The sequence below is a fragment of the Kitasatospora sp. NPDC001309 genome, assembly GCF_042896295.1.
Lineage (GTDB): Bacteria > Actinomycetota > Actinomycetes > Streptomycetales > Streptomycetaceae > Kitasatospora.
Map to the genome: position 1 here is coordinate 1 of NZ_JBIAXC010000050.1, position 22,618 is coordinate 22,618.

Annotated in this window: 21 protein-coding genes; 11 read left to right on the forward strand and 10 right to left on the reverse strand. The window is 74.0% G+C overall.

Features of this window, described 5'->3' with window-relative positions:
* Positions 1-61 precede the first annotated feature (61 nt).
* Positions 62-838, reverse strand: coding sequence for an SDR family oxidoreductase (locus tag ACFY2K_RS35540; protein WP_387716815.1), 777 nt, complete (start codon positions 836-838; stop codon positions 62-64).
* Positions 839-1,012: 174 nt separating this feature from the next.
* Between ACFY2K_RS35540 and ACFY2K_RS35545 the strand changes: the two genes are divergently transcribed.
* The 6 genes from ACFY2K_RS35545 (at position 1,013) to ACFY2K_RS35570 (ending at position 7,479) form a co-directional block, all read left to right on the forward strand.
* A complete protein-coding gene (locus tag ACFY2K_RS35545) occupies positions 1,013-1,870 on the forward strand; it encodes a helix-turn-helix transcriptional regulator (protein ID WP_380528492.1) in 858 nt (285 codons plus the stop codon).
* 43 nt (positions 1,871-1,913) lie between these two features.
* On the forward strand, positions 1,914-2,843 hold the full coding sequence (locus tag ACFY2K_RS35550; protein ID WP_380642820.1) for an aminoglycoside phosphotransferase family protein: 930 nt from the start codon (positions 1,914-1,916) through the stop codon (positions 2,841-2,843).
* Between the two features lie 68 nt (positions 2,844-2,911).
* Complete coding sequence (locus ACFY2K_RS35555) at positions 2,912-3,436, forward strand: DUF6879 family protein (RefSeq protein WP_380593856.1); 525 nt, start codon at positions 2,912-2,914, stop codon at positions 3,434-3,436.
* Between the two features lie 281 nt (positions 3,437-3,717).
* Positions 3,718-4,605 carry a LysR family transcriptional regulator gene (locus ACFY2K_RS35560; RefSeq protein ID WP_380528486.1) on the forward strand — a complete coding sequence of 296 codons (888 nt, stop codon included), beginning with the start codon at positions 3,718-3,720 and terminating at the stop codon, positions 4,603-4,605.
* 180 nt (positions 4,606-4,785) lie between these two features.
* Positions 4,786-6,051 carry an alpha/beta hydrolase gene (locus ACFY2K_RS35565; RefSeq protein ID WP_380528484.1) on the forward strand — a complete coding sequence of 422 codons (1,266 nt, stop codon included), beginning with the start codon at positions 4,786-4,788 and terminating at the stop codon, positions 6,049-6,051.
* Between the two features lie 600 nt (positions 6,052-6,651).
* Positions 6,652-7,479 carry a hypothetical protein gene (locus ACFY2K_RS35570; protein ID WP_380593858.1) on the forward strand — a complete coding sequence of 276 codons (828 nt, stop codon included), beginning with the start codon at positions 6,652-6,654 and terminating at the stop codon, positions 7,477-7,479.
* Between the two features lie 79 nt (positions 7,480-7,558).
* On the opposite strand, the gene ACFY2K_RS35575 is transcribed toward ACFY2K_RS35570, so the two are convergent.
* Positions 7,559-8,113, reverse strand: coding sequence for a hypothetical protein (locus tag ACFY2K_RS35575; RefSeq protein WP_375893434.1), 555 nt, complete (start codon positions 8,111-8,113; stop codon positions 7,559-7,561).
* A gap of 152 nt (positions 8,114-8,265) precedes the next feature.
* A complete protein-coding gene (locus ACFY2K_RS35580; protein WP_380593860.1) occupies positions 8,266-9,255 on the reverse strand; it encodes a DUF5937 family protein in 990 nt (329 codons plus the stop codon).
* Positions 9,256-9,331: 76 nt separating this feature from the next.
* Here ACFY2K_RS35580 and ACFY2K_RS35585 point away from each other — a divergent pair, with 76 nt between their 5' ends.
* Entirely contained in the window at positions 9,332-10,201 is an 870-nt protein-coding gene (locus tag ACFY2K_RS35585; RefSeq protein WP_380528479.1) for an alpha/beta fold hydrolase, read from the forward strand.
* Between the two features lie 31 nt (positions 10,202-10,232).
* Here the strand turns inward: ACFY2K_RS35585 and ACFY2K_RS35590 are convergent, their stop codons facing one another.
* Both ACFY2K_RS35590 and ACFY2K_RS35595 read right to left on the reverse strand, forming a co-directional pair.
* Entirely contained in the window at positions 10,233-10,574 is a 342-nt protein-coding gene (locus ACFY2K_RS35590; RefSeq protein ID WP_380528477.1) for a hypothetical protein, read from the reverse strand.
* 55 nt (positions 10,575-10,629) lie between these two features.
* Positions 10,630-11,520 (reverse strand): LysR family transcriptional regulator, encoded by an 891-nt coding sequence (locus ACFY2K_RS35595; protein WP_380593864.1) that lies wholly within the window; start codon positions 11,518-11,520, stop codon positions 10,630-10,632.
* A 70-nt stretch (positions 11,521-11,590) separates the two neighbouring features.
* Here ACFY2K_RS35595 and ACFY2K_RS35600 point away from each other — a divergent pair, with 70 nt between their 5' ends.
* The gene (locus ACFY2K_RS35600) at positions 11,591-12,319 is read left to right on the forward strand and encodes a hypothetical protein (protein WP_380593866.1); all 729 of its coding nucleotides are present in this window, start codon (positions 11,591-11,593) and stop codon (positions 12,317-12,319) included.
* A 29-nt stretch (positions 12,320-12,348) separates the two neighbouring features.
* Here ACFY2K_RS35600 and ACFY2K_RS35605 read toward each other — a convergent pair whose 3' ends face one another.
* From ACFY2K_RS35605 to ACFY2K_RS35615, 3 genes are all read right to left on the reverse strand, one after another.
* On the reverse strand, positions 12,349-12,888 hold the full coding sequence (locus ACFY2K_RS35605; RefSeq protein WP_380528473.1) for a GNAT family N-acetyltransferase: 540 nt from the start codon (positions 12,886-12,888) through the stop codon (positions 12,349-12,351).
* A 109-nt stretch (positions 12,889-12,997) separates the two neighbouring features.
* Complete coding sequence (gene coaE / locus ACFY2K_RS35610; RefSeq protein ID WP_375893420.1) at positions 12,998-13,597, reverse strand: dephospho-CoA kinase; 600 nt, start codon at positions 13,595-13,597, stop codon at positions 12,998-13,000.
* A 47-nt stretch (positions 13,598-13,644) separates the two neighbouring features.
* The gene (locus ACFY2K_RS35615; protein ID WP_387716820.1) at positions 13,645-14,286 is read right to left on the reverse strand and encodes an MBL fold metallo-hydrolase; all 642 of its coding nucleotides are present in this window, start codon (positions 14,284-14,286) and stop codon (positions 13,645-13,647) included.
* Between the two features lie 62 nt (positions 14,287-14,348).
* On the opposite strand from ACFY2K_RS35615, the gene ACFY2K_RS35620 reads away from it, so the two are divergent.
* Positions 14,349-14,780 carry a MarR family winged helix-turn-helix transcriptional regulator gene (locus ACFY2K_RS35620; protein WP_380407917.1) on the forward strand — a complete coding sequence of 144 codons (432 nt, stop codon included), beginning with the start codon at positions 14,349-14,351 and terminating at the stop codon, positions 14,778-14,780.
* Positions 14,781-14,820: 40 nt separating this feature from the next.
* Here ACFY2K_RS35620 and ACFY2K_RS35625 read toward each other — a convergent pair whose 3' ends face one another.
* Both ACFY2K_RS35625 and rpsA read right to left on the reverse strand, forming a co-directional pair.
* The gene (locus ACFY2K_RS35625; RefSeq protein WP_380528468.1) at positions 14,821-17,028 is read right to left on the reverse strand and encodes an MMPL family transporter; all 2,208 of its coding nucleotides are present in this window, start codon (positions 17,026-17,028) and stop codon (positions 14,821-14,823) included.
* Between the two features lie 269 nt (positions 17,029-17,297).
* Complete coding sequence (rpsA, locus tag ACFY2K_RS35630; protein ID WP_329928268.1) at positions 17,298-18,788, reverse strand: 30S ribosomal protein S1; 1,491 nt, start codon at positions 18,786-18,788, stop codon at positions 17,298-17,300.
* A gap of 415 nt (positions 18,789-19,203) precedes the next feature.
* Between rpsA and ACFY2K_RS35635 the strand changes: the two genes are divergently transcribed.
* The gene (locus tag ACFY2K_RS35635; protein ID WP_375893411.1) at positions 19,204-20,100 is read left to right on the forward strand and encodes a class I SAM-dependent methyltransferase; all 897 of its coding nucleotides are present in this window, start codon (positions 19,204-19,206) and stop codon (positions 20,098-20,100) included.
* A gap of 5 nt (positions 20,101-20,105) precedes the next feature.
* The gene (hrpB, locus tag ACFY2K_RS35640; RefSeq protein WP_380528466.1) at positions 20,106-22,616 is read left to right on the forward strand and encodes an ATP-dependent helicase HrpB; all 2,511 of its coding nucleotides are present in this window, start codon (positions 20,106-20,108) and stop codon (positions 22,614-22,616) included.
* The last annotated feature ends 2 nt before the right edge of the window (positions 22,617-22,618 follow it).

Consider the following 22,618-nt stretch of genomic DNA (forward strand, 5'->3'; position numbering starts at 1 on the left):
ACCCCCCCCGGGGGGCGCCGGGGGGGGGGGGGGGGGCCCCCCCCGGGGTGGGGGGTGCGGCTCAGCTGGCCTGGCCGGTGGGCATGACCGTGACCTGCTGGAGGTTGACCCGGGGCGGCAGGGTGGCGATGAAGCCGATGGTCTCCGCGACGTCCTCCGGGGTGAGCCACTCCATGGCGGCCTTCGCGCCCTCCAGCCAGTCCAGCGCGCCCTGGTCGGTGACGTGGCTCTGCAGCTCCGTCCCGACGATGCCGGGCTCGACCGCCGACACCCGGACCTTCTTCGCCCCCAGCTCGGCCCGCAGGGTCCGCGACAGCTGGCTGACGTACGCCTTCGTGCCGGAGTACACCGCGAAGGTCGGGAAGATGTTCTGCGCCGCGATGGACGAGGTGTTGATCAGGTCCGCCACGCCGCGCTCGGCGGCCGCCTTCACCAGCTGCGGGGTGAACACGCCGATCGCGTTCATCAGGCCGGTGATGTTGAGGTCGATCTGCTGCTTCCACTGCGCGGTCGCCAGCTCCTCGATCGGGGCGGGCAGCATGACGCCGGCGTTGTTCAGCAGCAGGTCGGCGCCGCCGAACTCGGTCTCCACCCGCGCCGCGGCGGCCCGCATCGCCTCGACGTCCGTCACGTCGGCGGCGATGGCGACCGCGCTGCCGCCGTTCTTCTCGATCCGCTCGACCAGCTCGGCCAGCCGCTCCGCCCGGCGGGCCAGCACGACGACCCGGGCGCCCAGCGCCGCCAGCTTCTCGGCCGAGGCCGCGCCGATGCCGCTCGAAGCGCCGGTGACGACGGCGACGCGGCCGGCGAGCGGAAGGGAGGTGGTGTTCGTGGACATGTTTCTTACCCTCCAGGGGCGTCGGGATTCGATCGGCCGCTCTCCGTCGGCCGCAGATCCAGTACAGCCCCGGGCGGAGCCCCCCGGGACGCCATACCTGGCCCTGCCCTGACAGGTACCGGCAGGACCACCCAGGACCGCCCGCCGCGCCGCGACACCGCCGACAATGGAGCCATGGACCGCACCAAGGAGATCGCCGGGTTCCTCCGCTCGCGCCGCGCCCGGGTCACCCCCGAGGACGCCGGGCTGCCCGCCGACGGGCGGGTCCGCCGCGTCCCGGGCCTGCGCCGGGACGAGGTGGCCCGGCTGGCCGGGGTCAGCACGGAGTACTACACCCGGCTGGAGCAGGGGCGGGCCCTCCACCCCTCCGACGAGGTCGTCGAGGCGATCACCCGCGCCCTGCGCCTGGACGACACCGAGCGCGAGCACTTCGCCGACCTGCTCCGGTCCGACTCCCGCCCGGCCGCCCGCCGCACCCCGGCGGCGGCCCAACGGGTGCGCCCGGGGCTGTACTTGATGCTGGAGACGCTCGACCACGTGCCCGCCTTCATCCTCGGCCGGCGCACCGACGTCCTGGCCTCCAACCGGCTCGCCCGGGAGGTCCTCACCGACTTCGACGCCCTGCCCGCCAACCGCCGCAACATGGCGCGCTACTACCTGCTGGACCCCAAGGCCCGGGAGACGGTGGGTGATTGGGAGCGGCTCGCCGCCGAGACGGTGGCCATGCTCCGGTTCGAGGCGGGCCGCTACCCCCAGGACCGCCGGCTCGCCGACCTGGTCGGCGAACTCACCCTCCAGGTGCCGGAGTTCACCGGCTGGTGGAACGACCACCGGGTGCTGCGCCGCACCCACGGCGCCAAGCACTACCACCACCCCCTGGTCGGGGAACTGCACTTCTCCTACGAGTCCTTCCAGGTGCCGGGCGACGCGGAGCAGACGCTGTGCGTCTACAACGTGGAGCCGAACTCCCCCACCGCGCAGTCCCTCCGGGTCCTGGCCAGCTGGACGGCACCCACGGTTCCGACTCCCTAGGCCCAGACACCCGGGCACCCGGGCACCCAACTACCCTTCCCCCATGCCCCGTACCGCGATCGAGATCACCGAGGACCTGGTCCGGCAGCTCCTGCGCGACCAGCACCCCGACCTGGCCGAACTCCCCCTGCGGCTCGGTGCACGCGGCTGGTCCAACCAGATGTGGCGGCTCGGCGAGGACCTCGCCGTCCGGCTGCCCTGGGTGACGGAGGACGCAAGTGCCCTGCTGCGCAAGGAACATGCGTGGCTACCCGCCCTCCCCTCGCCGCTTCCCCTGCCGATCCCGGCGCCCCGGCGCCTCGGCGAGCCCTCCGAGCGCTTCCCCCACCCCTGGCTGGTCACCACCTGGGTCCCGGGCACCCCGGCCGACCACGCTCCCGTCACCCGCGCCGCCGCCGCGGCCGGGACCCTGGCCGCCTTCCTGACCGCCCTGCACCGGCCCGCCCCCGCCACCGCGCCCACCGGCGCCCGCGGCGAGCCGCTGGCCGCCCAGGCCGAGCACGTCACCCAGGGGCTGGCCTCGGCCGCCGCCATGGGGCTGCTCCCCGACCCGGACGCCGTCCGCGCCATCCGCGCCGTCTGGGAGGACGCCGTCAGCGCACCCGACTGGACCGGCCCGGCCCTGTGGATCCACGGCGACCTCCACCCGGCCAACGTCCTCACCGCCGACGGCACCCTCTGCGGCGTCGTCGACTTCGGCGAACTCTGCGCGGGCGACCCGGCGAGCGACCTCGCGGCCGCCTGGTCCCTCCTCCCGGACGGCGGCGCCGAGCTCTTCCACCGGGCCTACCGACCGGCCCCGGACCGGGCGACACTGCGCCGCGCCCGCGGCTGGGCCGTCATGCGCGCCCTCGGCGGCATCCACATCGGCGAGGCCGGCCGCCTCGGCCGCCCCGGCGGCAAGACCACCTGGGGCCCGCCCGCCCGTGCCGCCCTCCGCCGCCTCACCGCCGACGCCCGCACCCGCCCGTAACCGACGCCCGCATCCGACACCCACCCATCCCCGCACCCATCCCCGCACCCACCCCCGGAAGGCCCGCGATGACCGAGCCCCTGCCCGACTTCACCGCCCTGCTCAGGGGCGCCCGCCGGACGGCCGTCCACCTGGAGATGCGGGACGCCTACGGCGTCGCCGACGAGGCCGCCGCCTTCGAGGAGTTCAAGCGCTCCGGCGCGGTCGACACCGACCCGGACTCCCCGTGGTGGGCCGGCTGGGTGCCGCTGGTGCGCGAGACCGTCGGCCGGGGCGTCCGGCTGCGCCGGGCGCGGATCGTCTCCGAGCCGGTCACCGACTACATCCGCTGGGAGCACGCACTCACCACGGTGAACCTCGCCGCGGGCGAGCAGGTGCGCTGGCTGCCCCGGCGGCTGGCCTCGGACATCCCGCTGCCCGGCAACGACCTGTGGCTGATCGACGACCGCCTGGTGCTGTTCCACTGGTTCAGCGGCGACGGCGCCTGGGCCGGGCACCGGTACTGCGAGGACCCGGCCGTGGTGGAGCTGGTCTCCGGCGCCTTCGAGACGGTCTGGGAGCGCGGCACCCCGCACGCCGACTACACGGTCTGACCACGAACCCGCTCCCCGTCGCCGCCCGGGCCGTCCACCCGAGGATGCGCGACGTCAAGGGTGCCCGCCCTGCCTCACCCGCCGACTGACGGGTCGGCGGCTGAGGCAGGAGCGGCATCGGCCGGACGCGTAGAGAAGGCCGAATGACGTGCACGCCGAGACGTCACTCGGCATACCCCCGTCGCCATTCGTGATGGCCTGTTGCGCCGCGCCCACTCTGGGTTCGATCACCGGAAAGCACAAGTGAATGTTTCTTGACTGCATCTCGTAGCATCACTGAGATGTTGAACCTCGAACGCTTGCGGGTACTGCACGCGGTGGCGACGACCGGATCCGTCGTGGGCGCGGCCCGACTCCTGCACGTCACCACGTCGGCGGTCTCGCAGCAGATGGCGCGACTGGAGCAGGAGACCGGCACTCACCTGGCGGAACGTCAAGGCCGGGGCATTCGCCTGACCGAGGCCGGCACCCTGCTCGCCGGGGAGGCCGCGGAACTGCTCGCGCACATGGAACGCGTCATGGCGACGATGGCGCAGCACCACGGACTGGTGACCGGCGACCTCACGATCGCGGCCTTCCCCACCGCCGCCCGCGCGCTGCTCCCATCGGCTCTGCGGGCCCTGCGGGCCCGGTACCCGGACCTGACGGTGTCGGCGCGGGAGCAGGAACCGTACGAAGCCGTCCCGGCGGTGCGGCGCGGGCTGCTCGACCTGGCCGTCGTCGAGGACTGGGCCGGGGATCCGCTCGCCCTGCCCCAGGGACTGGACCACCGCGCCCTCCTCGACGACACCTACGACATCGCCCTGCCCCCGGACCATCGGCTCGCCGGCCGCCCGACGCTGAGCCTGGCCGACCTCGGTGATGAGCACTGGATCACCTCGAGCGACGGGCAGCTGTGCCACGAATGGCTGGTGCGCAACATCAAGCGTGCTCGCATCGCCCACACCGCCTCGGAACACCCCACGCAGTTGGCGCTGGTCGCGGCAGGACTGGGAATCGCCATCATCCCGCGCCTGGGACGTGAACCGGCCGCCGCTCCAGTACGGTTCGTGCCCCTGGTGGACGCCCCACGGCGCCGGGTCTTCGCCGTCTGGCGTTCCACCTCGACCGCGCGTCCCTCGATCGGTGTGGTGGTCGGTGCGCTGATCGACGCCTGTCCGGTCGGCTGAGAGCCGTCCCGTTCGGACCGGCGCCCGACCGCGGGCGGGTGCTGCCGCGACGGTGGCGAAGGCGGCCACGCCCCGGCCTCCCCACGCGCTCCCAACGCGCTCCCAGCCCGCTCCCAGGACGTCACCAGTGAACGGTCAGCCTCTAAGCCCTCTCTCATCCACCGCCCCTAGCCTCCGCGCATGAACGTCTCGCTGCTCGACGGCTGGTTCCCCTGGACCGTCCAGGCCGCCGCCCTCGCCCTGTTCCTGACCGCGGTGGGCCTGCGGGACCGGTCCTGGCAGCGCAAGTGGGGGCCGATCGCGCTGGGTACGGCGCTGCTGCTCACCGCGGTCCTCGCGGTGGGAGTCCTCACCCTGGCCGGGATCACCGACCCGATCCCGTTCGGGGTGTGGCTGTGGAGCGGGGTGGCGGTCGCCGCGCTCGCCGTGCTGGGCTTCGGCTGGCGCGGCGCGCGCTGGTGGCGGCGGGCGCTGGTGGCGCCGACCGTCCTGCTGGCGCTGTTCTGCGCCGCGAACAGCGTGAACATGGCCACCGGCTACTACCCGACGGTCGACGACGCGATCGGCGAGCTCAGCGGGCAGCCGCTGCCGGACCAGATCACCCTGGCCGAGGTCTCCTCGATCCACGGGAAGACCACGACCGGCCGCATCGTCCAGGTCGACATCCCGGACACCGCGAGCGGCTTCACCCACCGCCAGGAGCTGGTCTACCTGCCGCCGGCCTGGTTCCGCAGCAAGGCCCGGCCGAAGCTGCCGGTGCTGGAGATGATCGGCGGCGAGTTCGCGGCGCCCGACAACTGGATCCGGTCGGGCAACGCGGTGCGGACCGCCGACGAGTTCGCCGCGAAGCACAACGGCTTCGCCCCGATCCTGGTCTTCGTGGACGCCACCGGCGGCTTCCGGGTGGACACCGAGTGCGTGGACGGCCCGCACGGCAACTCCGAGAGCCACCTGCTCAAGGACGTCCCCCCGTACGTCCAGAAGACCTTCAACGCCGCCACCGACCCGCACAAGTGGGGCGTGGCCGGCTGGTCGATGGGCGGCACCTGCGCCGTCGACCTGGTCGTCGAGCACCCCAACGTCTTCACCCACTTCGGCGACTTCTCCGGCGACAAGGGCCCGTACATCGGCGACAAGGACCACACGATCCAGGAGCTGTACGGCGGCGACGCGGCGGCCTGGGCCGCCCACGACCCGCTGACGGTGCTCGCCCACCACCCCAAGTACCAGGGCGTGTCCGGCTACTTCGGGCAGGGCGACGAGGAACACGGCCAGATCGAGTCCGCCAAGCTCCTGGAGGCGGCCGCCAAGAAGGACGGCATCCGCACCACCGCCGCCGTCGGCTCCGGCAAGCACACCTGGCAGACCGGCTCCGCCACCTTCACCCAGGCCCTCCCCTGGCTCGCCGCCCAACTCGGCGTCCCGGGCACCCACCCGCAGCCGTAGCGGGCCGGACGCCCCCAGCCGCAACGAGGCGGACACCCCGAGCCGTAACCGGGCGGACACCCCGCGCGACCTGCCCCGACCCGGACCGTGGGTGGGATCACATCCGTCCCGCGGCCGGGAGGAAGCCTTGGCATCGGCACCCCGGCCGGGGCGGGCCGACGCCGCCCCGAACGGGCACGACCCACCGCCGGTTCCCGCCCCCGGGGGCCTGGATCCGGTGCCCGGCAAGGGATCCGTCCGCCCACGGACCGGCCGGACGGCACTCCCCCGCCGGACATCGGTTCCGCTGCGGCCGCACACATGTTCACCACCAACCCGCTGCAACCCTCGCATTCGCCCGCGCACCCGGCGGAATCCCGCTTTGCGACCGGCGCCGCCGTGTCATAGGTTTCGTCCGCCGTCGACGCAGCACCCGCTCTGACCGTTCCTCAGACCTGCGGTGAGCTGCGGAGCCAGGGGGGCCTGACGGCAGCAGCAACGGGGGGAACAGCCATGCCGAGTGCCCGCAGTCACGGGTCGGCCGGGCGGCGGGGCCGGGTGGCCGGCGCGCCACCGGCCCCGGCCCCGCCCCACGACACCGGACACCCGAGGAATCGTCACGTGCGCAGCAGCACCCGCCTGATCACCGTCACCGCCGCCGCCCTGCTCTGCGCGGGCGCCCTGAGCGCCTGCGGACCGGACGACAGCGGCCAGGACGGCGGCAAGAGCGCCGCCCCGGCGGCGCCGACCACCGCGGCGCCGGCCGGCGGCACGGCCGGGCCCACCGGCGGAGGCGCCAAGCCCACCGACGGAGGCGCCGGGCCCACCACCGGGGCCGACCAGGGCAAGGCCGTCCCGGCCAAGGCCTGGGCGGACACCAAGAGCATCCCGATGGACGAGACCTACCACTTCGCCCCACTGGCGGCCAACGCCAAGCCGGTCACCGGGCCGATCGGCTTCAAGGGCATGGAGCTGTGCCACGCCGCGCCGCCCAAGGGCGACGAGTACATGTACACCGACGGCGCGGCGCGGGCCAAGGCCGCCGTCGGCTTCGGCGGGGACCGCTGGACGGCCCAGCAGACCGTGGACTTCTGGGGCGACCCGACCCACAGCAGCGGCAACGCCCAGACCGCCTACGCGATCGAGCGGGGCATCACCGAGGCCGTGACGAACTGCGCCAGGACCGCGCCGGGCGCCACGGTCAAGGTGACCAGCGCGGCCGACGCGCCCTACTTCGCCGCCACCGTGACGGCCCCGCAGCCCGACGGTTCCACCGCCACCCTGCACGAGTACGTGGTGCTGGGCGGCGGGGCGGTCACCGAGCTGGCCGTCTGGGCGACGGCCAAGGCCGGCGCCCAGCCCAAGGACGCCTGGAAGGCTCCCGAGGACAAGTACGTCGCCACCGGCATGACGGCCCCGCTCTGCGAGGCCTTCCCCGGCTGCCGCTGACGTACCGACAGACCGCCGCCAGGCCCGTCCGGCACAGGGGAACGGACGGACCTGGCGGCTTCCTTTCAACCCCGCGGGGTCACAGCCCCAGGCGGCTGAGCGCCGTGGTCCAGTCACTGGCGATCGCGCTGCGGGCCGCGTCCAGGGTCACCTTGTGGCCGCACACCGCGTTCTTCAATCTGGTCTCGACCGAGTCCTTGCTCTGCGCGGGCTCGTTGCCGTAGCGCGGCTCGGGCCACAGGTTGTGCGGGTCGCGCGGCGCGCCGCCGAGCTCCAGCGGGACGAAGTGGTCCTCCTCGTAGTCCGCGGGGTTGGTGTCCGCGTAGCCGTACTGGGCGATCTGCTGGGTCTTCAACGCGTTGGTGTAGCTGGTCGGCGGGCGCACGGTGGCGGTCCAGCCGGAGACGCAGATGGTCTGGCCGATGGTGGCCTGGGTGACCGCCGGGTTGTACGCGCCGGGGGTGCAGGACGGGTCGGGCAGCGGCAGGTACGCCTGCGAACAACTGGCGCTCGTGGCACCGGACTTGCCCGGCTTGTGCGCGGCCGTGGCGGCCTGCGCGGTACCGGTGGCGAATCCGGCGGCGGCGAGGGCGGCCACCGCGACGATGACGGTGGAACGCTGACGGAGCATCATGAGGGAAGCTCTCCCGGTCCGGCCCGGCCGTTCGCCGGGCGACTGTGCCCATGACAGCACCGCCCGCGCGACGATCGTCAGGTCCAGGACGTGAACGAGTGGTGTTCACCCCCTCCACATCCGCCCTCCCCCGGGACTCCAGCCCTCGGCCCTCAGCCCTCAGCCCCCGGCTGCACGGCGCCGGCCTCCCCCACCAGCACCGCCCCCACCGCCGTCCGCAGGTGCAGCGCGTTGCGCCCGCTCCGCCGGGTGGCCACCAGCCCAGCGCCGCGCAGCGCGCCGAGGTGCTGGGAGACGGCGCTCGGGGTGACGCCGAGCCGCTCGGCGAGCTGCGGGGTGCTCAACGGCTCGCCGAGCACGGCGAGCAGCTCCGCGCGGGTGCGCCCCAGCACGGCGGCCAGCCCGGCGGAGGACGGCCGGGGCTCCTCCCACAACAGCCCGACCCCGGCCGCCGGGTAGCGGATCGAGGCGGCGGCGCGCGGGGAGTGGTCGACGATCACGTCCGGCCAGCCGAAGACCGACGGCATCAGCGCCAGACCGTGCCCGCCCGCCTCGACCGTCCACACCGACCCGGTACGACGACGGCCGTGCACCACCAACTCGCCCTCCCGCCAGACGACATCACCGTGCAGCTCGGCGAACAGCCCCTCCACCCCGCGGTCCACCAGGGTCACCGCCCGGCGGCCCAGGTCCGCCTCCAGCAGGGCCCGCATCCGCCCCCAGTGCGGGGCGACCAGCTCGCCGTGGAGGCGCTCCAGCGCATCGGCGACCCGCCCCAACAGCTCGGCAGCGTCCGGCAGTCGACGCGCCCGGGCGGCGCCCAGCGCGGCGGTGCACTCGGCCGCCACGTACGCCGGGTCGGTCACCCGCAGCCCGGCCAGTTCGGCCTCGAAGGAGGGCAGCCGCAGCTCCGGCACCGGGAACAGGAAGGACGGCAGGCAGCCCGTCAACAGGGCGCGCAGCAGGGGGAGTTCGGGCTCACGGGCGAGCACCGACCGGGCCCCGCGCACCCACGCCCGGTGCACGTCGTGCCCACCGACCCCGAGCGCCGGCCGCAGCCCGAGCACCGTCTCGGCCAGCGGCGAGACCGCGAACCGCACCCGGGCGACCTCGGCCGCCGACAACCGGATCTCCACCGCCACGCGGCCACCGCCCCTCGATCATTCAGTCCTGGCTGAACGATAGCCGTACCCGCGCCGGCCCCCCAGGCTGTCCGCCATGGAGTTCCTCACCTCGTACGACGGCACCGACCTGGCCTTCCGCACCCTCGGCGACGGCCCGCCGCTGCTCTGCCTCCCCGGCGGCCCCGGCCGCGCCGCCGAGTACCTCGGCGACCTCGGCGGCCTGGGCGCCCACCGCACCCTGATCCTGCCCGACACCCGGGGCACCGGCGCCTCCGGGACGCCCGCCGACCCGGCGAGCTACCGGGTCGACCGCCTGGTCGCCGACGTCGAGGCACTGCGCCGCCACCTCGGCCTGGACCGGATCGACCTGCTCGGCCACTCCGCCGGCGGCGCCCTCGCCATGCTCTACGCGGCCGCCCACCCCGACCGCCTGACCAGCCTCACCCTGCTCACCCCCTCCTTCGCCGCCGTCGGACTGCCCTCCGACACCGGCGCGCGGGAGGTGATCGCCGCCCGGGCGGGCGAGCCCTGGCACGCCGAGGCCGTCCTCGGGTACGACGGGATGCGGTCCGCGACCAGCTTCGCCGAGGCCGCCCGGCACCGCTTCGCCTTCGAGCCGCTGATGTACGGCCGCTGGGACGCCGCGGCCCGCGCCCACGCCGCCGCCGACCCGGCCCAGCGCTCCCTGCCGGTCAGCGAGCACTACTACGCCGACTACACCCCCGACACCGAGGCTCTGCGCCGCCGACTGGCCACGCTCACCTGCCCGGTCCTGCTGCTCGCCGGGGAGGTCGACCTCTGGCCCACCGCGGCCTCCGCCACCGCGGCGGCGTCACTCTTCCCCGACGTCACCCTCACCGTCCAGCCGGGCGCGGGCCACTACCCCTGGCTGGACGACCCCGCGGCACTCACCGGCACGGTCGCGGACTTCCTCACCCGCAACGCCGCCCGGGCCGCAGTCTGACCGGCGCGGCAAGGTGCCGTTCGGCTCGCCGTCAGCCCTTCCCCTCCCAACGGCCGCCGATGCAGGCCAGGACCGTCGTGTCGGTGGCGTCGAGGTAGACCCAGAAGATCAGGTCGGGCGCCTTGATCACGCCGAGGCGCAGGCCCTGCTCCCCCGCCGCTTCGAAGACCGCGACGCTCTCGGCGAGGCCGGGCACCTCGAACCCGAGCCGCCGGGTGCGTTCGAGTCGGCGCCGGAAGACGCCGAAGTGCTGTCGGGCGGGGATCAGGTTGCTCCCGACCTCGAAAGTCGCCCCGGCGAGCAGGGCTTCGCGTGCGGGGCCGCAGGCCGGTGTCTGCCCGGCCAGCATCCCGACGAGGTCGTCGCGCGTCATGCGCCGACTCTGCCAGGTGCCGGTCAACCCGCCAAGTGAAATACCGACCGCCCCCTCACCCCGCCAGCAGCCGCGCCAGCAGCGCCGCCGGCCCCTCCGGCAGGCTGCCGTGGAGGAGTTCGGTGCGGTGCACCAGTCGGGGTGCGGCGATCGGGGCGGACGCGATGCCGGGCGCCCGGGCGAGGACGGGGGCGGGCAGCAGGGTGAGTCCGTGTCCGGCGGCGACCAGCGTGAGCAGCCCGTGCAGGTCGGTGCCGCGGTAGCGGGTGGCGGGCCGGAAGCCGTCGGTACCGGTGGCGGCGCGCAGCCGGTCCGCGGTGGGGGTGAGGTCGGGGGCGTCCAGCCAGCGGGCGGCGGACAGGTCGGCGAGGGCGAGGCCGGGGCGGCCGGCCAGCGGGTGTCCGAGCGGCAGGGCGACGGCGAGCGGCTGTTCGCCGACGGCGACGGTGGTCAGCGGGCCGACCTCGGGCAGCGGCAGCGGGTCGCTGGGCGCGGCCAGGCCGTCGATCAGCGCGAGGTCGACCTCGCCGGTGGCGACCTGGGCGGGCAGCACCCCCTGGGCGAGCACCTGGACGACGGGTTCCACCTGCGGGAACACCCGGCGCACTTCGCCGAGTGCGTGCCCCAGGGCCGCTCCGACCGCCAGCGGGGTGGCGCCGAGCACCAGCCGGGCGCTCGGGGCGCCGGCCAGGCGTGCGACGTCGGCGCGCGCCGCCTCCAAGCGGACCAGCAGCGGGGCGGCGTGCTCCAGCAGTCGCCGTCCGGCCGCGGTGGGGGCGACCGGGCGGCGGCCCAGCAGGGCGGTGCCGAGGTCGGCCTCCAGCGCGGCGATCTGCTGGGACACCGCGGACTGGGTGTAGCCGAGGTCCCGGGCCGCCTCGGAGAAGGAGGCGAGCCGGGTGACGGTGACAAAGGTGCGGAGCTGCTGCGGATCCACGGCGGCCATCAACCGATCTGATCGAGGTGTAAGAAATCATCGTTGGCGCTGATCTCGGATGCGGGGTCAGGATAGCCCCATGACCTATCTGACCCCCCGGATCGCCCTGGTCGGCGACCGCTCCCCCGCCGTCCGCTCGCACGCCCGCGTCCCCGGCCTGCTCGCCTCCCTCGCCGAGCGCGAGCAACTGGTCCTGGACGCCTACTGGATCCCCACCGAGGACGCCGGGGCCCCGGGCGCGCTCGACGGCTTCGACGCCGTCTGGCTGCTGCCCGGCAGCCCGTACCGCAGCGAGCAGGGCGCCCTGGCCGCGATCCGGACCGCCCGCGAGAACGGCATCCCCTTCCTCGGCACCTGCGCCGGGTTCCAGCACGCGGCACTGGAGTTCGCCCGGAACGTCTGCGGCATCACCAACGCCGTCAACGGCGAGCAGGAGCCGGACCTCGACGAGCAGGTGATCGTCCCGCTCAGCTGCTCCCTGGTCGGCCACGAGGGCGCCGTCGCGATCACTCCCGGCAGCCTGGCCGAGCGCACCCTGGGTGCCACCGCCACCCAGGAGCGCTACCGCTGCAACTACGGCCTCAACGCCGACTACCTGGACCGGCTGCACGCCCACGGGCTGCGTTTCAGCGGCGCGGACCCGTCCGGCGAGGTCCGCATCCTCGAACTGCCGGGGCACCCGTTCTTCCTGGCCTCGCTGTTCCAGCCGGAGCTGTCCGGCGACGGCACCCGGGCCCACCCGATGATCCGCGCCCTGGCGGAGGCCGCCGTCGCCCACGCGGACACCGGCTGGGCCAGGGCGGCCTGAGCCTCAGCCGGCCGGCAGCCGATCGACCCTCACATCGGCAGCGAGCGCAGCCGCACCGGCCCCTCCGGCCACCCGGCGCCCTCCGCCAGCGGCCGCCACATGGTGCGCAGCGGCATGACCGCGAGCCGCCCCTCCGGCTGCTCGACCGTCACCTCCTCGGCCACCTCCCGGAAGCCGAGCCCCCGGTAGAACGCCGCCAGCGGCGGGCGGCAGAACAGCAGTGCGTACCGGAAGCCGAGCGCGCGCCCGTGGTCCACGGCGCTGCCGACCACGGCGTGTGCCAACCCCTCGCCGCGCCGTTCGGCGGCGACGCAGACACCGCCGACGCCGATCGCGTCCAGGTCGGTGCCGCCGACGGTGAGCGGGACCGGGAGCAGCCCGGTGTGGGCGACGAGCCGGCCGTCGGCGGCCCGGATGCCGAAGTGCACGTCCTTGGGCCGGAAGGCGAGCCCGGTGTAGGCGACGCCGTACGGGTCCTCGCCGGGGCCGAGGATCTGGTCCTGTTCGGCGCGGGAGTAGCTCTCCAAGCGCTCGACGTTCAGCGGTTCAGGGGAAAAACGATCATCCATCACTCCATGCTCCCTTCCCCACGGAACGGCGTCCGAGTCCCCTCCGGACCACCGGATCGGTCACATGATCCGACGGTCGTCCCCAGGGGAGGAAAGGCCGGGGAAGGTCCTAGACGGCGGCCCGCTCGACCAGCTGCGCCCACACCTCGTCGACCCGCGCAGACAGCGCGTCCAGCGGCCCGCCATTGTCGATCACCAGGTCGGCGACCGCCAGCCGGTCCGCCCGCGAGGCCTGCGCGGCCATCCGGGCCCGGGCCTCCGTCTCGGCCATCCCGCGCAGCCGCACCAGCCGGTCCAGCCGGACCTCGTCGTCCGCGTCGATCACCACGACCAGGTCGAACAGCGGTGCCAGCCCGTTCTCGGCGAGCAGCGGCACGTCGTGCACGACGACCGCGTCCGGCGCGGCCGCCGCCTCCAGTTCGGCGGAGCGGGCCCGCACCAGCGGGTGGACGATCGCGTTCAGCGCCCGGAGCTTCTCCGGGTCGGCGAACACGACCGCCCCGAGGGCCGGCCGGTCCAGCGCGCCGTCCTCGCGCAGCACCTGCGGGCCGAACTCGGCGACCACGGCCGCCAGGCCGTCCGTCCCGGGGGCGACCACCTCACGGGCGATCAGGTCGGAGTCCACGATCACCGCGCCGTGCGCGGCGAACAGCCGGGACACCTCGCTCTTGCCCGCGCCGATCCCGCCGGTCAGTCCGATCTTCAGCATGGCGTCAGGCTACCGGCGCGGCGACGGACGCGTCAGCCCGGCCCGGCTCAGCCCAGTTCCAGGCTCTCGCCGTCGCCCAGCACGGTCAGTTCCGATCCGGTCCCCGGCCCGTCCGGCCCGAGCAGCCGGGTGGCGATCATGTGCCCGATCGGGCTGAGCGTCGCCTCGTGCACCGGCACCGCCACCCGCGGACCCGACTCCCGGACGTAGTCGACCACCTCGCCGGCCTTGCTCCACGGCGCCGCGAGGGGCAGCAGCAGGGTGTCCACGGCGTGCGGCGGCACGGTGAAGGCGTCGCCGGGGTGGAACAGCCGGCCGTCGAGGAGGAAGCCGATGTTCTTCACCAGCGGGATGTCCCGGTGGATCTCGGCGTGCCACTCGCCGTGGACGGAGACCCCGACCCCGCCGATCTCGAAGGCGTCGCCCTCGCCGACGACGGTGATCCGCTGCCCGTCGCCGTCCAGCTGGGCGGCGACCTCGCCGTTGGTCCACACCCGCAGTGCCGGGTCGGCCTCCAGCGCGGCGCGCAGCCGGGACGGCTCGAAGTGGTCCATGTGCTCGTGGGTGATCAGGACGGCGTCGACCCCGGCCAGGGCGGCGGGGTCGGTGAAGGCTCCGGGGTCGATGACGAGCGTGGTTCCGGCGTGCTCGACGCGTACGCAGGCGTGTCCGAACTTCGTGATTCGCATGGAGGAAACCATACAGCACAGCTGTACAGTCTTGCTGAACAAATTCCCGATACACTTCTCCCATGCCCAGCAACGCCCCGCACCCGGACACCCTGGATCTCGCCGCCGACCTGCGCTCCGCCCTCGGCAGCCTGGTCCGCACCCTGCGCGACAGCGACGACCTGCCGCCCAACCAGGCCGCGGTGCTCGGTCTGCTGGTCCGCGACGAACGCTCCTACACCGTCGCCGAGCTCGCCGACCTCCGCCGGGTGCGCCACCAGTCGATGGCCCGCACCGTCGCCCTGATGTCCGAGGCCGGCCTGGTCGCCCAGCAGCCCCACCCCACCGACGGCCGCAAGCAGCTGATCGCCACCACCGAAGCGGGGCGGCTGGCCCTGCTCGACCAGCGCGCCCGCCGCGAGCACCACATCGCCACCGCCATCGAGTCCCGCCTCAGCACCACCGAGCGCGAGCAACTGCGCACCGCCGTCGGCCTGCTGAACCGCCTCGCGTGAACCGCCGTCGCTCCGGCAGGGCAGCCGCCGCCCGGTCCTGCTACGCCTCGACCAGGTCCTTGGCCGCCGGCCGCTGCGCCGGGAGCACCGCCGGCTCGATCTCCGGCAGGTCCACGTGCTCGCTCAGCCCGAACCGCCGGTGCAGCCGTCGCAGCGGTGCGGGCGCCCACCAGTTGAACTCGCCGAACAGGCTCATCGCGGCCGGCACCAGCAGGCAGCGCACCAGGGTGGCGTCCACCGCGACGGCCACCGCCAGCGCGATGCCCATCTGCTTGACCATGAGCATGTCCCCGAGCGCGAAGCCCGCGAAGACGATCACCATCAGCAGCGCCGCCGAGGTGATGATCCGACCGCTGCGCTGGACGCCCAGCTCCACCGCCCGGACGCAGCCGTACCCGCGGTCGGTCAGCTCCTTGATCCGGGCGAGCAGGAACACCTCGTAGTCCATGGAGAGCCCGAAGGCGAAGGCGAAGACCAGCACCGGGATGAAGGTCTCCAGCCCGCCCGTCGAGCTGAACCCGAGCAGCCCGCTCAGCCAGCCGTCCTGGAACACCAGGGTCAGCGCGCCGAGCGAGGCGCCCAGTGACAGCACGTTCATCAGCAGCGCCTTGACCGGCATCACCACCGAGCCGGTCATCAGGAACAGCAGCACCAGCGTCCCGGCCGCGACCAGGCCCAGCGCCCACGGCCCGCGCGCCAGCAGCTCGTCCTGGAAGTCCACCACCGAGGCCGCGCCGCCGGTGACGTAGGTCTTCAACCCGCCCCGGTCGGCCCGCAGCTCGTCCACCACCTGCTTGGCCGTGGCGCCCTGCGGGTCCCCGTGCACCAGCACGTCGACCGTCGACACCGCCCCGCTCACCGGTGTCACGGCCCGGACCGCGCTGACGCCCGGCAGCTTGGCCACCACCTCGTCCGCGTACGCCTGGGCCACCGGCGCCCCGCCCTCGACCACGACGGTGATCGGCGCGGCCGCGATCTGCGGGAAGCGCTGGTCGATCGCCTCCGCGACCTGCCGCCCGGCCGAGGAGGCGGGCAGCACGGCGGCGCCGGAACTGCGCATGTCGGCGTGCAGGAACGGCGCCCCGGCCGCCATCAGCACGCCCACGCAGGCGAGGGTCACGAGCACCGCCCGCTTGCGGACCCGGCGCACGGTACGGCTGAAGAAGCCCTCGTCGGGGACGGGCGCGCTCGGTGTCCTGATCCGGCCGCCGGCGAAGCCGAGCAGCGCGGGGATCAGGGTGAGCGCGGCGGCGACCGCGATCACCACCACGCTCACCCCGGCGGCGGCGACCGCGCCCAGCACCGGGCTGGTGAAGACGAACAGTCCGGACAGCGCCACGGCCACGGTCAGTCCGGAGAAGGCGACGGTGCGTCCGGCGGTCGCGGCGGTGCGTTCGACCGCGGCGGCGATGCCCGCGCCGTGGCCGCGCTCCTCGCGGAAACGATTCACCATCAGCAGGGCGTAGTCGATCGAGAGCCCGAGCCCCAGCACGGTGGCGATCGGCAGCACGCTGGTGTCGATGTCCATGATCCGGCTGAACCCGAACATGGCCAGCAGCGCCCCGCCCACCGAGGCGACGGCGCCGATCACCGGCAGTGCGGCGGCGGCCAGGCCGCCGAACACCAGCACCATGACGACCAGGGTGAGCGGCAGGGTCACCATCTCGCCGAAGCGGGTGTCCTGCTCGGTCTGCTTCTTGACCTCCTGCTGGAGGACGAGGTCCCCGCCGACGGTCACGTGCGCCCCGCCCGCGCCGTTCAGGGCGGCCAGCCGGTGGGTGGCCGCGTCGGTCTGCGCGGAGGTCGCGGTGTCGGCCATCCGTACGCTGACCAGGCCGGCCCTGCCGTCGGCGGCCCGCAACGCGGCCGCACCCGGGCCGGAGCCGTACGGGTCCTGGGTGCCGGCGACCCCGGGCAGCGCCGCGATCTCGGCGGTGGCCTTCTGCACGGCGGCCCGTACGGCCGGGTCGTCCACCGGCCTGCCGTCCACCACCGCGGTCAGCGTCCCCTTGACCGGGTCGGCCGCGGCGACCACCGCACTGCCCCGGTCCGCCTCGGCGGTCGCGGAGGAGGCCCCGGCCACCGAACCCTCGAACACCCGGCCGCCGATCAGCACCCCGACGACGAGGACCGCGGCCCAGAAGCCGAGCACCCAGCGACGGTGGCGGAAACAGAACCGGCCGATCGCGGCGAGCCGGCCACCGACCACGGCGGCGGGGACGGCGGAGGAGGGGTTGCGCATGCGCATGAAGGAGCCTTTCGGGCAGCTCCACTCAATGTAGGTGCAACCCGAAGTCCGGCCTATAGCAGGGCAATGAGCCTCATCTCACATTTCCCTTCACATAAACCACACATAAGTCAAACCGGAAAACGAAGGCGTGAATCGAAGGTGTGAACGACGGCGTGAAACGAAAGCGTGAGGGGCGCGCGAAACGGTCGGAGAACGCGAAACGGGCCCCACCCGGAGTGATCCGGATGGGGCCCGTTCCCTAGCTGTCAGCTAGCGGGGGGCGAGCCTCAGCTCTGGCCGCCGGCCAGCTTCTCGCGCAGGGCGGCCAGGGCCTCGTCGGAGGCCAGGGCGCCCGAGCCCTCGTCGCTGCTGGACGAGTAGGAACCACCGGCAGCGGCGGCGACGGCGTCGCCACCCTCGGCAGCGGCCTCGGCGTCGGCCTCGCGGCTCTTGATGACCTGGGCCTGGTGCTGCTCGAAGCGGGTCTGCGCCTCGGCGTACTGGCGCTCCCACTCCTCACGCTGCTTCTCGAAGCCGGGCAGCCAGTCGTTCGCCTCGGGGTCGAAGCCCTCCGGGTAGATGTAGTTGCCCTGGTCGTCGTACGAGGCGGCCATGCCGTACAGGGTCGGGTCGAACTCGACCTCGGCCGGGTTGGCACCCAGGGCCTCGTTGGCCTGCTTGAGCGACAGGCTGATGCGACGACGCTCGAGGTCGATGTCGATGACCTTGACGAAGATCTCGTCGCCGACCTGGACGACCTGCTCCGGGATCTCGACGTGGCGCTCGGCCAGCTCGGAGATGTGGACCAGACCCTCGATGCCCTCGTCCACGCGGACGAACGCACCGAACGGAACCAGCTTGGTGACCTTACCCGGAACGACCTGGCCGATCTGGTGGGTACGGGCGAACTGCTGCCACGGGTCCTCCTGGGTCGCCTTCAGCGACAGGGAGACGCGCTCGCGGTCCATGTCAACGTCGAGAACCTCGACGGTGACCTCCTGGCCGACCTCGACAACCTCGGACGGGTGGTCGATGTGCTTCCAGGACAGCTCGGAGACGTGCACCAGGCCGTCGACGCCACCCAGGTCCACGAAGGCACCGAAGTTGACGATCGAGGAGACGACGCCGGAGCGCACCTGACCCTTCTGGAGGGTGGTGAGGAAGGTCTGGCGGACCTCGCTCTGGGTCTGCTCCAGCCAGGCACGGCGGGACAGGACCACGTTGTTGCGGTTCTTGTCCAGCTCGATGATCTTGGCCTCGAGCTCCTTGCCCACGTAGGGCTGGAGGTCGCGGACGCGGCGCATCTCGACCAGCGAGGCGGGGAGGAAGCCCCGGAGGCCGATGTCGAGGATGAGACCACCCTTGACGACCTCGATGACGGTACCGGTGACGATCCCGTCCTCTTCCTTGATCTTCTCGATCGTGCCCCAGGCACGCTCGTACTGAGCGCGCTTCTTGGACAGGATGAGACGACCCTCCTTGTCCTCCTTCTGGAGAACCAGGGCCTCGATGTTGTCACCGACGGCGACGACCTCGTGCGGGTCAACGTCGTGCTTGATCGAGAGCTCGCGGGACGGGATGACGCCCTCGGTCTTGTAACCGATGTCGAGGAGGACCTCGTCACGGTCGACCTTCACGATGACGCCCTCGACGATGTCGCCATCGTTGAAGTACTTGATGGTCTCGTCGATGGCGGCGAGGAAGGCCTCCGCGTCGCCGATGTCGTTGACCGCGACCTGCGGGGTGGTGCTGAGGGAGGAGTCGGTGGGGCTCGTCATTAGGAAAAGGGCTCCGGTACGGACATGAAAGTCGTAGGTAATGCCACGCGGAGGGCCCGTATCGCTCCCACCGAAAGCCGGACAGCCAAGAACACGGCACACCGGAAATCCCGTGAACAACGAGAAATCGGCGTCCGTCTTGCGACCGTGGGGTCTTCGACAGATGCGAGCGCGACCTGCTCCGTCCGAGGCGCGCAGGCCCGCAGCGCAACTTGTAGCATACGGGGACGGCCAGGCACGGTCAACGCCAGAAGAGGCAAGACGGTGGAGCCTGGTACGGATCAGGCCATATCCTCCGGTTGCGCACCTCGCGGTGGCGCCCGAAGGGGCCCTTCCCCGGATGCCACCGCCAGGATCCGGCCCCGGTCGGGGCCGTTTCGCGGCAGCGGCGCTTCCGCACTCCATACCCTACGCGATGGGCATTGTCACCGTGGCCACCACCCCCCAGTCCGCCCTTCACGATCTTGACACCTCTCCCGCAGGGGCCGACGGATCCGACGAGTTGGAGGAGGAGGACGGCGACGACGCGGTCCGGCGCGAGGCCGGGCTCGGCGAGAGCAGCCGGGCCAGCCGGCACTGGTGGGACCGCAACGCCGACGAGTACCAGGACGAGCACGGCGAGTTCCTCGGCGACGACCGCTTCACCTGGTGCCCCGAGGGCCTGGACGAGGCCGACGCCCGCCTGCTCGGCGACGTGGCGGGCCGGGACGTGCTGGAGATCGGCGCCGGCGCCGCCCAGTGCTCCCGCTGGCTCGCCGCCCGCGGCGCCCGCCCCGTCGCCCTCGACATCTCCTACCGCCAGCTCCAGCACTCCCGCCGGATCGACCTCGGCCGGGGCGTGGAGCCCGTCGCCGTCGTCCAGGCCGACGCGGCCGTCCTGCCCTTCGCGGACGCCTCCTTCGACCTCGCCTGCTCCGCCTACGGCGCCGTGCCGTTCAGTGCCGACACCGAGCGGCTGATGCGCGAGGTGCACCGGGTGCTGCGGCCCGGCGGGCGCTGGGTGTTCTCGGTGACCCACCCGATCCGCTGGGCCTTCCCCGACGAGCCCGGCGTCGAGGGCCTGACCGCGATGTCCTCCTACTTCGACCGCACCCCGTACGTCGAGCAGGACGAGAACGGCCATGCCACCTACGTCGAGCACCACCGCACCGTGGGCGACCGGGTCCGCGAACTCGTCGCCGCCGGCTTCCGGTTGGTCGACCTGGTCGAGCCCGAGTGGCCGGCCGGGCTGGAGCAGGAGTGGGGCGGCTGGTCCCCGCTGCGCGGGCGGCTGATCCCCGGCACGGCGATCTTCGTCACCGAGCGGGGCTGAGCCCCTTGAACCCCGCGTGGCGCGAACTCCCGGTCCGTACCGCCCTCCCCGCGCTGCACGAGGCCCTGGACGGGGGCGGCACGGCCGTCCTCGCCGCCCCGCCCGGCACCGGCAAGACGACACTGGTGCCGCTCGCCCTGGCGGGGCTGCTCGCCGACGGCCGGCCGGTGCGCCGGGTGCTGGTCGCCGAACCGCGCCGGCTCGCCGTCCGGGCCGCCGCCCGGCGGATGGCCTGGCTGCTCGGCTCGTCCGTGGGGCGCGAGGTCGGCTACACCGTGCGCGGGGAGCGGCGCGTCGGCCCCGACACCGTGGTCGAGGTGGTCACCACCGGGGTGCTGCTGCAACGCCTCCAGCGCGACCAGGAGTTGCCCGGGGTGGACGTGGTCGTCCTGGACGAGTGCCACGAACGGCACCTGGACGCCGACACCGCGCTCGCCTTCCTGCTCGACGTCCGGGCGGCGCTGCGGCCCGAACTGGGGCTGGTCTGCGCCTCGGCCACCTCCGACACCGGGGCCTGGGCCGAACTCCTCGGCGGCGCACCGGTGGTGGCGGCGCACGGGGTGTCCCACCCGGTCGACGTGGTGTGGGCGCCGCCGCCGCGCGCCGTCCGGCCCGCGCACGGGACCAGGGTCGATCCGGCGCTGCTCGACCACGTCGCGGCCGTGGTGCGGCGGGCGCTGGGCGAGCAGGACGGGGACGTGCTCTGCTTCCTGCCCGGGGTCGGCGAGATCGCCCGGGTGGCGGGGCAGTTGAGCGGCGCCCCGGCCGAGGTGCTCCAACTCCACGGCCGCGCCCCGCAGACCGTCCAGGACGCCGCGCTCACCCCGGCCCAGGGGCGCCGGGTCGTCCTCGCCACCGCCGTCGCCGAGTCCTCGCTCACCGTGCCCGGCGTGCGGGTCGTCGTCGACGCCGGACTCGCCCGCGAGCCGCGCACCGACCACGCCCGGGGGCTGGCCGGACTGGTCACCGTACGGGCCTCGCTCGCCGCGGCCCGCCAGCGCGCCGGGCGGGCCGGGCGCGAGGCCCCCGGCACCGTCTACCGCTGCTGGAACGAGGCCGAGGACGCCCTCGCCGCCCGCTTCCCCACCCCCGAGATCGCCCTCGCCGACCTCACCTCCTTCGCCCTCCAGACCGCCTGCTGGGGCGACCCGGACGCCACCGGGCTCGCCCTGCCCGACGCCCCGCCCGCCGGGGCGATGGCCGCCGCCCGGCAGGCCCTGACCGCCCTCGGCGCGGTGGACGGCGACGGCCGGGCCACGGCCCGCGGCGTCCGGCTCGCCCGTACGGGGCTGCACCCCCGGTTGGGCCGCGCCCTGGTCGACGGAGCCGCGGCCGTCGGTGCCCGCCGGGCCGCCGAGGTGGTCGCCCTGCTCTCCGAAGAACCGCCGCGCGCCCTCGGCGACGACCTCGGCGCGGTCTGGCGGGCGGTGCAGGACTCCCGGGACCCGTACGCGGGCCGCTGGCGCGACGAAGTCCGCCGGTTGCGGCGCGCCACCTCCGACGAAGGCACGACCGCCCTGCCCGACGCCACCGCCGTCGGCCTCGTCGTCGCCCTCGCCTTCCCCGAACGCATCGCCCGCGCCCGGGTCGAGCGGCCCGCCCCCGGCGAGCGCAGCCCGTACCTGATGGCCTCCGGCACGGCCGCCGAACTCGCGCCCGGCACGGCCCTGGGCGCCCTCCCCTGGCTCGCCGTCGCCGCCGCCGACCGCCCGGCCGGCTCGCACTCGGCCCGCATCCTGCACGCCGCGGCGCTGGAGGAGTCCACCGCCCTCCAGGCCGGCGCCCCGCTCGTCACCGCCCGCGAGGAAGTCCACTGGGACACCCGCCGGGGCGAGGTCACCTCCCGCCGGGTCGAATCCCTCGGCGCCGTCGAACTCACCGAGAAGCCCCTCACGCGCCCCGACCCGGCCCTCGTCCGGGGCGCCCTCCTGGACGGCCTCGCCCGCGAGGGCGTCAGCGAGCTGCTGACCTTCACCTCCGGCCTCCGCGAACGCCTCGCCTTCCTCCGCACCGCCCTCGGCGACCCCTGGCCCGACGTCTCCGACGAGGCCCTGCTGGAGCGCGCCGACGAATGGCTGGAGCCCGAACTGTCCCGCGCCCGCCGCCGCGCCGACCTCGCGAGGATCGACACCACGGCCGCCCTCCAGCGCCTCCTCCCCTGGGCCACCGGCGAAGCGGGCCGCCTCGACGAACTGGCCCCCGAACGCATCACCGTGCCGTCCGGCTCGAAGATACGGGTCGACTACGGCACCGAACGCCCGGTCCTGGCCGTCAAGTTGCAGGAACTCTTCGGCTGGACCACGACCCCCGCCGTGGCCGCCGGCCGCGTGCCGCTGACCATCCACCTGCTCTCCCCGGCGGGCCGCCCCGCCGCCGTCACCGGCGACCTGGCGTCGTTCTGGCGCGAGGGCTACCGAGCCGTCCGCGCCGAACTACGGGGCCGCTACCCCCGCCACCCCTGGCCCGAGGACCCGACCACGGCCGAACCCACCCGCCGCGCCAACACCCGGAAGTGACG

Coding starts and splice junctions, on each gene's coding strand:
- ACFY2K_RS35545 (WP_380528492.1), top strand. CDS start 1,013: ATGGACCGCACCAAGGAGATCGCCGGGTTCCTCCGCTCGCGCCGCGCC.
- ACFY2K_RS35600 (WP_380593866.1), top strand. CDS start 11,591: ATGACCTATCTGACCCCCCGGATCGCCCTGGTCGGCGACCGCTCCCCC.
- ACFY2K_RS35620 (WP_380407917.1), top strand. CDS start 14,349: ATGCCCAGCAACGCCCCGCACCCGGACACCCTGGATCTCGCCGCCGAC.
- ACFY2K_RS35575 (WP_375893434.1), bottom strand. CDS start 8,113: ATGATGCTCCGTCAGCGTTCCACCGTCATCGTCGCGGTGGCCGCCCTC.
- ACFY2K_RS35560 (WP_380528486.1), top strand. CDS start 3,718: ATGTTGAACCTCGAACGCTTGCGGGTACTGCACGCGGTGGCGACGACC.
- ACFY2K_RS35625 (WP_380528468.1), bottom strand. CDS start 17,028: ATGCGCATGCGCAACCCCTCCTCCGCCGTCCCCGCCGCCGTGGTCGGT.
- ACFY2K_RS35590 (WP_380528477.1), bottom strand. CDS start 10,574: ATGACGCGCGACGACCTCGTCGGGATGCTGGCCGGGCAGACACCGGCC.
- ACFY2K_RS35585 (WP_380528479.1), top strand. CDS start 9,332: ATGGAGTTCCTCACCTCGTACGACGGCACCGACCTGGCCTTCCGCACC.
- ACFY2K_RS35565 (WP_380528484.1), top strand. CDS start 4,786: ATGAACGTCTCGCTGCTCGACGGCTGGTTCCCCTGGACCGTCCAGGCC.
- ACFY2K_RS35635 (WP_375893411.1), top strand. CDS start 19,204: ATGGGCATTGTCACCGTGGCCACCACCCCCCAGTCCGCCCTTCACGAT.
- ACFY2K_RS35555 (WP_380593856.1), top strand. CDS start 2,912: ATGACCGAGCCCCTGCCCGACTTCACCGCCCTGCTCAGGGGCGCCCGC.
- ACFY2K_RS35550 (WP_380642820.1), top strand. CDS start 1,914: ATGCCCCGTACCGCGATCGAGATCACCGAGGACCTGGTCCGGCAGCTC.
- ACFY2K_RS35615 (WP_387716820.1), bottom strand. CDS start 14,286: ATGCGAATCACGAAGTTCGGACACGCCTGCGTACGCGTCGAGCACGCC.
- ACFY2K_RS35540 (WP_387716815.1), bottom strand. CDS start 838: ATGTCCACGAACACCACCTCCCTTCCGCTCGCCGGCCGCGTCGCCGTC.
- ACFY2K_RS35595 (WP_380593864.1), bottom strand. CDS start 11,520: ATGGCCGCCGTGGATCCGCAGCAGCTCCGCACCTTTGTCACCGTCACC.
- ACFY2K_RS35605 (WP_380528473.1), bottom strand. CDS start 12,888: ATGGATGATCGTTTTTCCCCTGAACCGCTGAACGTCGAGCGCTTGGAG.
- coaE (WP_375893420.1), bottom strand. CDS start 13,597: ATGCTGAAGATCGGACTGACCGGCGGGATCGGCGCGGGCAAGAGCGAG.
- rpsA (WP_329928268.1), bottom strand. CDS start 18,788: ATGACGAGCCCCACCGACTCCTCCCTCAGCACCACCCCGCAGGTCGCG.